Raw genomic sequence first — 14,052 nt, forward strand, 5'->3', positions numbered from 1 at the left:
TATTTAAAGCTCATCTTTTGCTTCATACTTATGAGTTATTTTTGATTCCTGTTTCTCATTACATTGCGGTTTTTACTAAGGAACGACAAATTATCTTGTGCTATGGTGGGATCGCAAATGTCGTCGTATGTATCTAAAAATTATAAGTAATGACTTATGCTTGAATATCTTCTCCTGAAGCGAGTAAGTATTTGTAAGCTGATGCTCTTGGCTTTGATGTGGATACAGTTCGATGAAGATAGTCAAAACCAGCTTACTCCTGACTACTCTTCACCTTTGCAAGTAGAAAATCTTACGTGGTTAGGAGAAACATCTGTTGCAGAAGAGGTTGAGCATTTTTGTGATGTTTCCAATACCGCTAGGATAGGCGTTTGGAGAGAAATTCTAGAACTGAAGTTAGTAGATTTAATTGCTGATTTACCAACTTGTTTGCATGATGCTTCATGGTTTGCTTTACTGGCAATTACTATGATGTTGGTGGATAAGGAATTAGAGGGGATATGCGTACACCCACAAGATGAGTATTTTGCCCGGACTCTTGCGCTTGAAAGTTTGGCAGATTTGGGTGATTCTTACTTAGCCAAAGGTCATCCTTATTTAGATTTTCCTTTATCATTAGAAGACGCTAAATCATTACTGCCAGTTAATAGAAAGCAGGAGCTAGAAATCGAGTTAGAGAAATTTCTTATTGATACTTATGAAGACGATTTTGATGATGAGGCACCGGATATTTGTGAGTTTTCATCCATCTACTTGCAAGATATTGTAAAAGAGTTTTTTGTTGAATCTGACTGGCAGGGTGATATCAATCAAGAGGCTGTTGCACAGCTTCAAAAAAAGTATGGTTCACAGTATTCAGAAGGTGCGTTCTCTCCTGAAACTAAGGAACACGAACGTTGGGGCAAAACGCTTGTTTTTCTAAAACAGTTTATAGGTCTGGATTCTAGTTTTATCGAAAGCCAAAGCGATTTATTCCTTGATCAATCTCAAGCAGCTGATTTACCTGATTATTTCTGTATCAAGTCTCATTTAGAACGTTGGCAAGACCGAACAGTAATTTTATCCCGCTTGGTTCATACTTTAGTTTATTTTTTGGTGGCAGGACAAAATTATCGTCCCAGTCATATACAAGATTTGATGGATATTCCAGCTTCTTCACGGGCTATATCCAGCCTACAAGCTTGTTTAGGTGTAGCTGCTTACAGAAGTGGTTATTACATGGCTGCTTCAAATATTCCCGAATCAGAAATTGGGCGGAACTGGTTGCTACAAAAAGCTTTCCCTAACCTGCTTGAGTTTTATCAAATAGGTCGTTTGAATGGAAAACAATAATTAATATTCTGCTGTTGAGTTAATAAAGACAAATTTATTTTTATGAAAAAATATTTATTTATAGGATTATTCTTACTGGTTGGATGTTCATCTCCAGAAAAAGAAAATAAAGTTTCAGCTATAGAATCGAATCCTTCTCCTACGCCTTCATTATCCTCAACTAATGTTAATAATGCTACACCGTCACTAAATTCAGAAGTGTTACCTGATTTATCGAATAAAGAGAAGCTTGGAGAAATTAGTGCAGAGAACGACTTAATTGACTCGTTTTATTTTGATGGTAATGGTGTAAAAGTGAGTTTGACTGTAGCGGCTAATAAAGCTTGTTTTATCTACGTGCGGCGTAGTACTCCAGACCGAGTTGGTGAGGTTGAAATTGAGTCACTACAGCGCGAAAAGTTAGGTCTATGGCATTCGTATAATACTCAGCGTCTTCTAACTCAACCTGCTGGCAATAGACTAAGCATTTATTCATCAAGTGAGGAACTTTCTTCTACTTATGAAAATCCTGCCATATCACCAGAAATTCTTGTAGCAGCAAAAGAATTGAAGGAGCGTGAAAAATCATTTAAATTACTTTTGCGTCAGGACTTGGGGGCAAGTGATTCAGCAAGACGAATTTATGTCAATCAGTGTCAAAAATTAGGCAATTTTTATTACAAGGAAGAACTTCCTCCTCTCACGGACAAAGAGAGGAAGGAATTTGGGAGGAATGTTGAAAAAAGTACTAACAATTAGTTATTAAAACAATGACAATTGCTCCATCTTAGTATTACTCTCAGTTGAAGTTGCTGTAACAGGGTGTTTGTTGTTATTTGAAGACTTCTTACCCCATCCCTCTTTCGCCGCGTGTTTGACTACACGAGAACGAATATCAGCAGCCAGGGTTTCATAATCAGAGCGAATTTTGTCATACGAAACCGGAGTTGTACCAATCTTCTCCCACAGGTTTTCGTAGTTAAAATTCTTGAAAGGTCTGTGTCTGACAAGGGCATCATAACTTGCCCAGAGGTAAACATCTGTCCATTGGGATGATAGCGGCACTTCAAAAGCAATTGGCATCATCAGTGCAACAACTTCGCTACTAGAGGCGAGTTTACCTACTTTTCCCTTGTCTATCTCTTGTAAAGCTGCATCTAATCTATCAACTGCGATCGCGCGCCAAACCCAAGTGGGAATTGACTGTTGCCAGCCGTTCTGCTGAGTGACAATTGGCCCGGCGATGTACTGAACAATTTCACGACTTGCTCCTGCTAGATCGAGTAGGCTGGCTGTTACAGTTTTGTTAATCCCTTGGCTGCTTAGTAACTGAAGTATCTTTCTAGTGCTAGGGTTTAATATTTCGCTGGTTTTTTGGTTTTTACTGTTGCGGATGGTTTCTTCGACATCGAATAAACTGTGCTGCTGGTTCATATTTTTTATGTGTAAACAAATACTGCCAGCTAGAAATACTTCTAACTGGCAGTGCTTTTTGATAATGAGTGGGTTTTGTTATGGCAGAAGTAGGCTATCCCAAACGCTTCTAGGAGTAACGTGATGCAGCAATTGCTGTCTTGCTTGGGTGAATTTAGCTAGTAGCTTAGTGCTTTTTAATTTCTGCCACCAGTTGTATTGCAGGTAAGTAAGCAACCATAACTGCGTCTGGTGATTCCAGCTTGAGATGGAGTTACTCAAACTGAGTGCCTTGAGGATATCGTCAGGAGGCACTTCCAGTTCCTTTGTGATTTCTTGTGAGATGGAAGCTAACATTTTAATATTGGCGATCGCTTGACCAGGACTGCCAGAACTGATAGCTAGTATTTTTTCTGTTGCCTCAATCTGTTGGTCTTTAAGGACAGAAATAACCTCCTCATCAGTTAACCTTTGTAAAGGTATGATTTGACACCTACTCTTGATAGTGGGTAATAGCTTTTGAGGATAGGATGATATCAGAATAAACGTTCCAGTTTTAGGTTCTTCCAGCGTCTTGAGAAGTTTGTTAGCGGCAGTAGGGTTGAGCATATCCGCTTCATAGATAATCACTACCTTTTGCTTGCCCTCGACTGCACTAGTTGAGAGAAATTCAATTACCTCGCGCACATGTTCTACTCGGATAGCAGGGACACTTTTCTGCTGGGAGGTGTTTTCGGTATAGGTTGGTTTGATTTGTAAGATGTCTAGATGTTTAGATTCTCCTGCGATCGCGGAGCGACTTCCTCTTGAGAGTATTGCATTTGCAAATGCCAGAGCAGTTTTTCCTTTGCCCACTCCCTCAACTTCGCTGCTAAATAGGTATGCGGGAGCAATTTGATTACGTTCGATTGCTTCAGTTAGTAGAAGTTTGGCGGTATGCTGTCCGATGATTTCTGTAAATAAGTCGTTTTTCATATCGTGCAAATTTCGATAATTCGGCTAGTTAAATTGTTAGTGCCGCTTTTGAGTTCCGTTTCGAGTTGTAAAAGTAAGGTAAGGCTGTTTTTCAGTTTTTGAACGCCTACAGACTTGACTTCATCTTTGAGGTAATACAATCTTTTAGGGTTTTTCAATTCGGCTATTTCTGCAATCTTCATCTCAGATAATTTAGTTTCTACGCCAGCTTTAGTTATTAGCCAAGTGCGAAAAACTGACGTAAGCGTTGCTACTATTTTGAGTGGATGTTCATTACTATCTAGTAGTTTATCCACCTGCGCTATTGCCAAGTTTGAATGATTCCTTAACATAGCCATAGTAAGCTTTTGGTAGTCAGTATTGTGATTACTAACTAATTGTTTTATCTCCTCAAGGGAAATAATTTTTTTACTTGCATAGACAGCAAGTTTAGCAAATTCGCTATCGGCTCGTGCAATGTTATTACCAATTGCTTCAACTAAATAATCAGTCACATCTGGTGTAAGTCTAACTTGATGGATAGCTGCATACTTCCCTATCAAATTAACTATCCCCTTTTTATCCCAACAAGGAACGAGAGGAAACTCTTCTTGTTGAGCATATTTTAGGATAGTTTTTACTACTGTTCTACGAGAATCTGGCTTTTTGTTACTAGTAATTAAAAGAATGTTACTTGCAGGTATTCGAGAAAGTTGATTTTCAAATTCTTGGTTATTATCCTCATCTGATAAACTTCCAATTAAATGCTCGCTGTCTGTATGAACAATTTTATTACCCTCTCCAAAGGGTAAAGTCATAACCTCAGTAAAAACCTTGGCAGCAATATTTTTCTCATTTTCAGATAACTTGATGTAGTTAAAAGCTTTCCATTCAGTATGAACATTTTGAGTCACTAAATGGTTAATCTTTTGATTGAGCGAATAGGTATCTTCGCCGTAGTATAGGTATACTGGCATCACAGATTAGATAAACATTTAATTACCATGCGTTAGTTATGAGCAGTGGTTAAAAAAAGAAGAGTTAGTATTAACTCTTTCTGCTTGCTTGGTATTTATTATGTACTAACCAGTAAATACCTTACTTAAGTTTGTGCTGGTTATACGAAATTTTGAATTGAGTCTTTATCAATATGGTTATCTACTCGTTTATTACCCAAGTATTTGCGCCAAGAATCTAACTGTTGAAGATACTCTATCACTCCACTAGAACCAGTTACCTCGTATAGTGTAATAGCTGTTTCCCATTCCTTTAAGCTAGCTTGTTTCTCTGAGAGAATTTTGACTATAGCTTCGGGAAGTTTAGTCTCTTTACCAGGAACTAAATTTAGGTGTGGTGTGTTTTCTAGTAATATTTCTTGTCCATATAGAGTAACACCATCATCTTTTATATTTGTAGTATGAAGTTGAACACTAATCTCTGATAAAGGAAGAGTATATTGAATAAATTTTTTAACTTTTTTGGTTTTAGTATTTCTCCTTTTTGGTTTAATGATAACTGGGTTGTTTGGTTCTGCAACTTCGTAACATTGGGGGAGTTCTAGAGAGAGTTGACCTGTTAAGTGCCATGATGCACTTCGTTTTTCTGGTGGGGTAATGCGATAAGAAAACTCAGCTGTTTTCCTGGGGTCGCCAAACTTTCTTAGTTTGACCCACATGTTGTAGCTGATAATTCCTTGGATGTAAGTTTTTGGGTCTAATATTACTAGGTTTGTGTTTTCCCACCACTCAATTTGAACTACGCGATCGCCATCTAATTCGTAGATAGTTCTAACTCTGGCATTAGGATGAGACGACAGGAATGAGTTTACCCAAGCCCTTTGCTTTTTATTAAGCCTGGGCTTGCGAGAAAAGGATTTATTTTTCATTAGTTACAGACATATCAGAATGTATGAATTTGAAAAACATTCATATTTATTAGCTTTGAGATTTACGTAAAATCTCAACTTTGTTCATTTAGAAAAGAGATAACTGACGTTTGTTACTTTCTAGTGTCGCAGGAGCAGCTATTTTGAGAATTTCTTCTCGTTTTTTTTCAATAAGGTGAAGATAGTATTGACGTGAGTAATTTTCATTACTGCTGATATTGGTTATGCCACTAATTCCGTAATAGTAAGTGACTACATCTCCAGGTTTCCCTAGTTTGAGTATTTCTTTTTCGCCCTCTTTAATCTTGCGTGTAATTGCAAGTTTTTCTTTTGGATATTCCCTTGATAAAATCTGGGATTTGATGTGTGCATAATAATCTTCTGCTGCTGATACATTTTGAATTAACAGGGTTAAATACTCAATAGAAAACTCTTTCTCTAATTGAGAGCGATCGCGGTTGCGCCAGTTGCCTTTAGTGATGATTTTCCCGTCTGGAAGCCATAAAAGGTAATTTTTGGTTCCCCGTTCAGGGATAAACATAGCGTCAGCGATAAACTCTAGCTTGACAGTTATCCCTTTAGGCAATTGAGATTGAAGTAAACTACGTACTTCTTCTGGATTGGGATGTGTGAAGAATACTCCGTCGGTGTCAACTTCCACAGGAGTACCACCGTGCCGAGTGATAATTTCAATCATTAGCTTGAGTACTTTTCGGCTGTAGGCTGTAACTAATGCAGCAGCCTCCATATCATTGAAGGCGAGTTCAGAGGTGCCAAAGAATCCAAACTCGGAGTTAGCTAAAACCTTGACGGATTCTCTCTTTTCCTTAGCAGCAACATCTCCAGCAGATGCAAGTTGTTCCAACCTAAATTTTTCATTTACCAGATATTGCAGAATACTTAGCCCAATACGTTCTGTATCTTTAATTGAGCAAATACCCTTGTCTAGCATTGCCCAAGGGTGCATTGAACTAATATCTGCATATCCAACCCTTCTATACAGTCCAGGAATAGAGTAAGCCATCCCTCCTTGGAATTTGTACTTGCGATCGGGTTTTGGTTTATAGCCTGGATAATGATGCTCAAATATTCGCTCCCATTTAGTACCATTACCAGCAAGTGTTAGCTGCTGGAGATTCATTTCCGGTACAATTAGTGCTTCGTAATAGTATGAGGGTACAAGTCTATTCGCAATTAGCCGGGTGTCTTCGAGGTCGTACACAAGATACTCTTTTAGGCGTTTCCATCCCTTACTGTTGGGGCCATCTTTCCAACAAGTGAGGATTTCTTCATAGGGAAGAACTAGCCTAGCGTTCTGGCGCAGTCCCATGTCCAATACAGCCTTTTTGAGCGATCTGCCGTTAGTTAGCTTTTTGGCTATGAAATCCCACCTCAGAACGCAGATATAGATGTCTACGTGTTGGCTATTTCGGATGAACACCTCCTGGATTTTTAGTGGCTCACCCCGTACTTGGGCGGTACGAATAGTCCGAGATTTGGATGCAACTTGAAATGGGTGTTTTATACCGTGCAAGTTGCATCGAGTAATAATAAATGGAATATCAAATGCCATCCCGTTATATGTGAAAATTACATCTGGATTTCTTTTACTGAGATGGTTGATAAATTTGGTCAGTATTTTAGCTTCTGAGATATCCATGAAAATAGTAGAATATCCCCTTGAATCCATACAACCAATAGCATAAATACGGCTTTCAAATGGGTTGATTCCTGCTGTTTCGATATCAACAAATATTTGTAAAAGTTCCTGATACGGCTTGAGTTGTATTTTGGGCTGCCAAGGTTTTATTGGAGAGGGGTCTTTCCAATAAATGTTTAGTTTGTCTTCATCGACAACGATTATCCCTCTAGATTTTTTTACAAAATCTCTGTGGTTATAATTCATTAATTAGAAATTTTCCTAATTCATGTTTATATTAATTTTTAACTATCAACTTAACTGCGTATGCTGCTGTGGTAGTAAATGTTAATTTATTTGGTTATTTAATTAAATAAAGAAAGAAATATAGGGTTATAACTACGGTTATAACCCTCCTTAAAGTTAAGCTTGCTGTAATTGTTTTTGTTGCAGCTTTTGGACAGCTTCTACCCAAGCAGGTGCCTTTTTACCATTAATAGGTGTCAGCTTTTGCCAGTGTTCTTGTAACTGCGCTTGTGTTAAGTGGGGTAACTGTTCCTTGCCCCAGTTAATCGCATCTTGGGCAGTTTTCCAATCTTTCCAGGGTTGTGATTGGTGACTACCCTTTGTGGTTGGCACTATCTCGATAAGTGTAGCTTCTAACCAAAGGTGCGCGTCTTCATCCCGCATGAGATTTTGGCGTGCCATTAAAAGTGCGATCGCATTTCGGATCTGGTCGATATTCCACAACTGCGAGATACTTACTAATTCTTCCCAGGTGTCCTCTTCTAGCTGTGTAAGATGTCTGCTATTGAGATTAGTTTTGCACACAAGTAAGTCTTTGAGGAAGTTGACAAGACTTGTATGGATAGCAGTTGGCTGTTTACCAGATTCAATCCAATCTTGAAGGATGCCTAAATTGCTCGTAATTTCTCCTTTGATGATATTTTCACAGACGGTGAGTAAATCGTATTCGGGAATAGTGCCTGATAGTTCCCAAACCCAATTAGAGGTAATTTCCTCTTCACCTAGTAAGGTTAACTGATCTAATAGTTTGAGTGAGTCGCGCAGATGTCCCTTGTTTGCTTTAGCTACGGCGGTAACTGCTGATGGCGCAATGTTGATACTTTCTTGGTGAGATATTTGTTCTAGGTAGCTTGCAACTAGCGAGACAGGAACTCTCTTAAAGTCAAACTTTTGGCAACGGGAGACAATGGTTTCTGGAACTTTGTGTAACTCGGTTGTGCAGAAGATAAATACTACATGACGGGGAGGGCTTTCAATGGTTTTGAGGAGTGCTTGCCACGATTGGCTGCTTAGGGCATGACATTCATCAATAATGAATATTTTGAATCTACCCTCCACTGGTGCAAACTGGATAGTGGATATAAGCTCTCGGATCAGTTCTACTCCACTATTGCTTGCTGCATCCAGTTCGGTTACATCAACAGAAGAAGATGCTGTAATTCCCTTGCATGAATTGCATTCTCCACAGGGCTTGGTTGTCGGCTCATTGCTTGATTGACAGTTGAGGGATTTAGCGATGATGCGGGCGGTACTGGTTTTACCTGTACCTTTGGGGCCGCTAAATAGGTAAGCAGGTGCAATCTTTTGGAGAGCGATCGCATTTATGAGAGTGCGAACGATATGTTCTTGCCCAATAACTTCACTAAGAGTCTGGGGACGATATTTAAGATGTAGTGGTTGGTACATAGTTTGAATGACTAAAAGTGTTTTATTTACTCCTTATCAACTGCACTGATAAGGAGTTTAATTTTTAAGCAGTCGCGGCTTCTTTTTTCGTTCGTGACGAGCGTGAGGTTGACTTACCTTTAGTGGTATTTTGTGCTACCAAAGATGGTATTTCTGTTTCAGAATTTTCACTATCATTTGTTGCCTGCGCTATATCTGTTACTTCTTCAGTGCTAGGCTCAGGTTGAGTGCTGGCTTCTGTCTTTGTACTTTGGTTATTTACCTTTTCAAACCCCTGCTTAATTTCTACAGGCATTACCAGATACAGCTGATTGAGCAGTCCTCCCATCGGGCAGATAATAACTGGTTGCGTAGGTTTGTTACACCGCACCACGATTTCATCAGTACTGATGTGCTTTAATCCTTCGATAAGGTAGTCGATATTTAATCCAATACTGATGTTTTCTGAATGACTAGTTGCTGGTTTCATCAGTACCGAGTCAACTGCATCCCCGATATCAGTAGCTTCGGTGTATAGTGTTGCTTGTGTAGCTTCCAATTCCCAGAGAATTTTGACAACCTTTTGCTTGCGTTCGGCTAGATAACTTACCCGCTTTAGTGCGCTCTCAAATCCCTTGCGTTCTAATGTAAATTCATACTCAAATGTTCTGGGAATCAAGCTATTGATTTTGGGGTATTCTCCCTCTAAAAGTCGAGAAATGACCTTTGTATTAGGAAGACTAAACTCAATAGTTTTATTTGATAGAAGAATATTGCACACGCTTGTATCGGCACTTTGAGAGAGAATTTTGTTTAACTCGCTAAGTGACTTACCTGGAACAGTAAAGTCAATTGGGTCAGAATATTCGCTATCAAGTATTCCTGTGACTAGTGCTAATTTGTGACCATTTGTACTAGCAGCTTGCCACTTATTGGTATCAATTTTGAAGTTGACACCAGTTAAAACTAACTTTGTTTCGTCACCATTGGTGCAATAGAGTGTCCCTTCAAGTGCAGCTTGGAGTTTCTTGGCACTTAAATTTACTTCTATTGGATTTTCTCCCTTGGGAAGAGTTGGAAACTCGTCAGGTTTTCCGCCAATCAGACGGCATTTACCGCTATTGTGAGTAATTATGCAGGCTTGGTTTTCTACCTCTAAGGTAATTTCTCCTCTGACATTGTTAATAGTGTCAGTTAATAGTTTGGCTGGTAGTGCTACCTGACCTGACGTTTCTACATTAGCGGTCGTTGTAGTATTAATTGTGAGGTTAAGGTTTGTTCCTGTTGCTGATACTATCCCATCTTCATTTGCTATCAGTAAGATATTTCCTAAAATTGGATCAGTAGGCTTAGGACTAATTGCGAGATAAGCAGTTTCTAAAATTTCTGCAAGTTTAGATTGTTCAATGGTTAGTTTCATTTGTTATTTTGCTTTTAGTAAATGATGTTTTAACGGGTGCTATTTCTAGCACCCTTTTCGGTTACATGAGATAGTTTTTTTAGTAGGGCAGTTCTTCCATCTCAGTACTGTATGCTGTATAAGCTTGACCTGCTGTACTAGGAGGAAGTGCTGCTACTGGCATATCAGCTGCACCTACCAGGCGATTATGTTCTGCTACAACAGTTGATGTTTTACCGATGCGGTGAGAGAATTCGGGGTTTGCCTGCATCGTTGTTTGGATATCGATTTCTTTGCCTTCTGAGAAAAATTCGAAAAAATCGCTTCCATCAGGATTTGGTGATTTATATGAAGTGACAACTGCTACCCAAGATTTATCTCTTTGATTGACTGCTTCTTTAGGTTCAAGAGATGGCATAAAAGTGGGTTGAAATACACCGAGGCGATGAAACTCTGCACGTTTTTCAGCGACAGTTGCATTAGTAAATCGGGCAAATGCAACCTCTAGTTCGCGTTGGAACTGTTTATAAGCCTCGCCAAATTTTGATGATGCAACGCCTTTAATTGATAAGACAATTGGTACTGAGTGCAGGTTATTATTATTTTCATCAACAAGTTGCAATAAGTAGAACCTTCTCAATACTGCGGCATCTTTGCCAAGTGCTTGGTACATTTCGTACCCATCAGGTGATTCGTACACTCCTACAATCTTGCCGTCATCGCGCTGTTCAATGTATCTGGGAGAAACATCAAGAATGTGCATCCTGGGCGATTGCAACAACACTCCCATTTCTGGCGTGCCACTAGAGAAGGTGTGCTTGTGTGTAGGTTCTTTTCCTTGCCAGTTAATTGCTGCTAAGTATTTATCTTTGATAAACAACCCGACTTTTTCTGCTTCCATGTGATTAATGACTTGGCAGATGCAGATATTACTAATCGGCGCATTGTACTCAGGATTTGCAAATTTAGAAATAGCTAATTTACGCTTTTGTATGTTTGTATTATTCTGAACTGTTTGTTCAGGGGGTTCAGACTGGGATACTGTGCTTTCTTCAGTAGCAGAATTAGTAGGCTTTGTTTGATTTCTTGCCATAATTTTAATTAATGGAAATCAATATTTAATGCGTAAAGCAAAAAGTCGTTGTAAAAAATCAAAGTCGTCTGTTATTAAGACGACTTAAAAGATTGATTGATACTTAGTTATTTAGATAAACTTTTCATCACACTCTCCCCTTAAGCCTGTAAAGCTGTCAATGCAAGTATCTTCCTGAATAATTTCAGTTTTAGTATTTATAAGTGTCTGGTATATTTGCTGAAGACTGATGATAATTTGTCTAAGAACAGATGTGTTTTCAGTTGTGAAAGTCAGTGACACAGATGCCATGCTTGAATTATGAATTGCGACTGTTTGTTCTTCAGGAGATCCATAACTGGTTATTTGACTGTCTTTACCAGGAATAAATCTATAAGAAGCAATAGTTTCAATTGCCATATTTATCTCCTTGTTCGTTGGGGTTTAATTTCAAGCATTTTATTACTAAGTTTGGTGATATTACTGACCTTCCAACCAGCAAGCTTGCACTTATTAAGTGCTACTTCTAACTCTTGCTGTGTAAGGATTTTGTATCTCATATATTGTCCCCATATAGGGAAAATATACGTGACATATTTAGTTTTATCAATTTGGCAGTATGCCATGCGTTTGTAGTACACTATGGTTTAATGAGTTTAATGATTCTAGTAGCTACGTTTGTAGGGTTATTTGAACTCAAGAAGGCATCTTTATCTACCATTTCCACATAGCTATTATTGGCTTGTAGCCAGCCTTTGAAGGTTTTGTACTTACGATTGAAGAAAACTGATTCAGGTATAATTGAAACTAATAAACCACCCGTTACGAGTAACTTCCAAGCCTGATAGATATGTTGGACAAGTTCACAAAATGGAGGATTCATGATACAGGCATTGTATAAATGATTGGGGTTAAACTCCAGAAAGTTTTTCCCTACGAGATTAAATCCTTTGAGTTCTAGAATTTGTCGTAAATCGTAATTAATCTCAACCACCTCTAGTTGAACATTAGGGTAGGTATTAGTGATATAATCAGCAATATTTCCACTACCAGCACTAGGCTCTAAAATTTGCCAATTTGGTTGAATATCTGCCAGTTGAACAAGCCGTTGACAGACTGGTTTAGGAGTAGGGAAGAAATCTCCATCTTTCATCCCAATGATTTCTAACTCAAGCTTATTGAGTCGTTCCTTGGTAGTATCAATTGCTTCAGGTTTTACTACCTGTTGAATTTCTGTTATGGCGGATATGATTTCGCTTGGTGTATGTAATCCGGCGCGACTTAAAGACTTTACCCAGTCTTGGTAATATTCGCCTGCCAATTTTTCTTGGACTTTCTGAATTGTTTCCCCCATTTGGGAAATTCTAAATAGGGCTTCTACTTGCGATTTGTGAGATATACCGCGTAGTATTGGTGGGATATTTCCTACTTCCCACATTTGTGCGATCGCAAATAGCCAAGACTGGATAATCTCAAGTTCAATTCCTTCTTGGATGATCCCTTGGGCTATAGTTTTACGACGCTTTGTTACCCTTTGATTTCCAATTGCAGGATTTTTCTTTTGGTCGATTGTTGGCTGCATGGAAGCAGCTAAATTACGGAGGAATTCTGCTTTTTCTAAGTTGGGAATATTAAAAATATCTGCTATGGGTGAATTATCATCGTTGTAGGGTAGATTTAGTAGAGATAGTTGCATTACTTGATTCCTTTAAATCTTTGACGGCGCATTCAAGAATTAGGGAGGTTGGTACATTCCAAGCTTTTACCTCCCATTCAGTAGCTAATCGTTCTGAGTGACGGACAACTGCACTACTACATTTGTTTTTTCTGACAAGCCAATCTCTAAACTTTTCGGCTTGTTTCTTGGTATCGAACCCGAAGTAGCTGGTTTTTCTATTTCCCAAGAGGTCAGTAATAGTCGCTACCCGACGCGAGAGAATATTGAGCGTCCAACCACTGTTAGGAGTGAGTTCGATTTTGGTGATATTTAATTCTGTTGGATTCATATTTCAACTTCAGGAATTGCTGCTAAATATTCCATAGTTGATATTTCTTTTGCTAGCCATTTATCATGTGCTTCTTGAGGGGTCATTTTGTGGACTAAAAGTTTTTTCTCTTTATCATCTTCTACAAAAGGAGCTAGTGTTTCTTCTAGCCGGGCTTTGAAATTTAAATGTTTAGCTTCAGAATAAGTAAACTGGTAAATACTATCAGTGTTAACGAACAAGTAAACCAGGCTAATTTGCTCCAATGGTATTCCAGTTTGTTCGTATAGGAGAAATAACCTCAGTTGAGTTTGCCATTTGCTCTCAAGAATTTCAAATTTAGGAGGTTTTTGTATTGTCCAGTCAAAACTAACTACTTGATTTTCACCGTAGATAATCAGGTCGCACTCGCTGTAGAGAAGGATATCGTGGTATAAATATTGAAGTTGGGCGTTCCATTGTTTGTTGCCAGGAATATTTAGAAAAGGTTTTACCTTATCGACCCAGTTATTAATTTGGGGGTATGCCTTCAATAAAGCTTCCACTGGTAGCCCTAACCCAATTTGTTGCATAATGAGGTGAAACTGACCGCCAGCAACTTCAGATTCACTTTTGACAGTTAGATTACGATAATTTATCGTTGATAAGCATTCTGGATTTTGTTCAACTAGTTCAAGTGTTTTGTGATTAAAACGATTCATA

General features: G+C 38.6%; 14 protein-coding genes. 2 read left to right on the forward strand and 12 right to left on the reverse strand.

Going from position 1 to position 14,052, the window contains the following annotated elements; genetic code table 11:
* Positions 1-276 precede the first annotated feature (276 nt).
* Positions 277-1,332: a hypothetical protein gene (locus tag IQ259_RS02525; protein ID WP_228014317.1), complete on the forward strand. Its 1,056-nt coding sequence runs from the start codon at positions 277-279 to the stop codon at positions 1,330-1,332.
* 42 nt (positions 1,333-1,374) lie between these two features.
* Complete coding sequence (locus tag IQ259_RS02530; RefSeq protein ID WP_193880382.1) at positions 1,375-2,070, forward strand: hypothetical protein; 696 nt, start codon at positions 1,375-1,377, stop codon at positions 2,068-2,070.
* 3 nt (positions 2,071-2,073) lie between these two features.
* On the opposite strand, the gene IQ259_RS02535 is transcribed toward IQ259_RS02530, so the two are convergent.
* The 12 genes from IQ259_RS02535 to IQ259_RS02590 all read right to left on the reverse strand — a co-directional run bounded on the left by IQ259_RS02535 (position 2,074) and on the right by IQ259_RS02590 (position 14,051).
* Positions 2,074-2,745 carry a hypothetical protein gene (locus IQ259_RS02535; protein WP_193880385.1) on the reverse strand — a complete coding sequence of 224 codons (672 nt, stop codon included), beginning with the start codon at positions 2,743-2,745 and terminating at the stop codon, positions 2,074-2,076.
* A 78-nt stretch (positions 2,746-2,823) separates the two neighbouring features.
* The gene (locus IQ259_RS02540) at positions 2,824-3,699 is read right to left on the reverse strand and encodes an AAA family ATPase (protein WP_193880388.1); all 876 of its coding nucleotides are present in this window, start codon (positions 3,697-3,699) and stop codon (positions 2,824-2,826) included.
* Positions 3,696-4,655, reverse strand: a complete 960-nt coding sequence (gene holA / locus IQ259_RS02545; protein ID WP_193880391.1) for a DNA polymerase III subunit delta — start codon at positions 4,653-4,655, stop codon at positions 3,696-3,698. The genes IQ259_RS02540 and holA overlap by 4 nt, the downstream gene beginning before the upstream one ends.
* Positions 4,656-4,795: 140 nt before the next feature.
* A complete protein-coding gene (locus tag IQ259_RS02550) occupies positions 4,796-5,563 on the reverse strand; it encodes a hypothetical protein (RefSeq protein ID WP_193880394.1) in 768 nt (255 codons plus the stop codon).
* A gap of 88 nt (positions 5,564-5,651) precedes the next feature.
* The gene (locus IQ259_RS02555; RefSeq protein ID WP_193880397.1) at positions 5,652-7,469 is read right to left on the reverse strand and encodes a 3'-5' exonuclease; all 1,818 of its coding nucleotides are present in this window, start codon (positions 7,467-7,469) and stop codon (positions 5,652-5,654) included.
* Positions 7,470-7,625: 156 nt separating this feature from the next.
* Positions 7,626-8,915 (reverse strand): DNA polymerase III subunit gamma/tau, encoded by a 1,290-nt coding sequence (gene dnaX, locus IQ259_RS02560; RefSeq protein WP_193880400.1) that lies wholly within the window; start codon positions 8,913-8,915, stop codon positions 7,626-7,628.
* A gap of 64 nt (positions 8,916-8,979) precedes the next feature.
* Positions 8,980-10,314 (reverse strand): DNA polymerase III subunit beta, encoded by a 1,335-nt coding sequence (dnaN, locus tag IQ259_RS02565; protein ID WP_193880403.1) that lies wholly within the window; start codon positions 10,312-10,314, stop codon positions 8,980-8,982.
* Positions 10,315-10,393: 79 nt separating this feature from the next.
* Entirely contained in the window at positions 10,394-11,386 is a 993-nt protein-coding gene (locus IQ259_RS02570; protein ID WP_193880405.1) for a DUF5895 domain-containing protein, read from the reverse strand.
* Positions 11,387-11,497: 111 nt separating this feature from the next.
* Complete coding sequence (locus IQ259_RS02575) at positions 11,498-11,785, reverse strand: hypothetical protein (RefSeq protein WP_096560793.1); 288 nt, start codon at positions 11,783-11,785, stop codon at positions 11,498-11,500.
* 220 nt (positions 11,786-12,005) lie between these two features.
* Positions 12,006-13,061 carry an SAM-dependent DNA methyltransferase gene (locus IQ259_RS02580; protein WP_228014318.1) on the reverse strand — a complete coding sequence of 352 codons (1,056 nt, stop codon included), beginning with the start codon at positions 13,059-13,061 and terminating at the stop codon, positions 12,006-12,008.
* Positions 13,024-13,371: a hypothetical protein gene (locus IQ259_RS02585; RefSeq protein WP_193880408.1), complete on the reverse strand. Its 348-nt coding sequence runs from the start codon at positions 13,369-13,371 to the stop codon at positions 13,024-13,026. The genes IQ259_RS02580 and IQ259_RS02585 overlap by 38 nt, the downstream gene beginning before the upstream one ends.
* A complete protein-coding gene (locus IQ259_RS02590; RefSeq protein ID WP_193880412.1) occupies positions 13,368-14,051 on the reverse strand; it encodes a hypothetical protein in 684 nt (227 codons plus the stop codon). Before IQ259_RS02590 ends, IQ259_RS02585 begins: the two co-directional genes overlap by 4 nt.
* Position 14,052 lies beyond the last annotated feature (1 nt).

The organism is Fortiea sp. LEGE XX443 (genome assembly GCF_015206815.1).
GTDB lineage: Bacteria > Cyanobacteriota > Cyanobacteriia > Cyanobacteriales > Nostocaceae > Nostoc_B.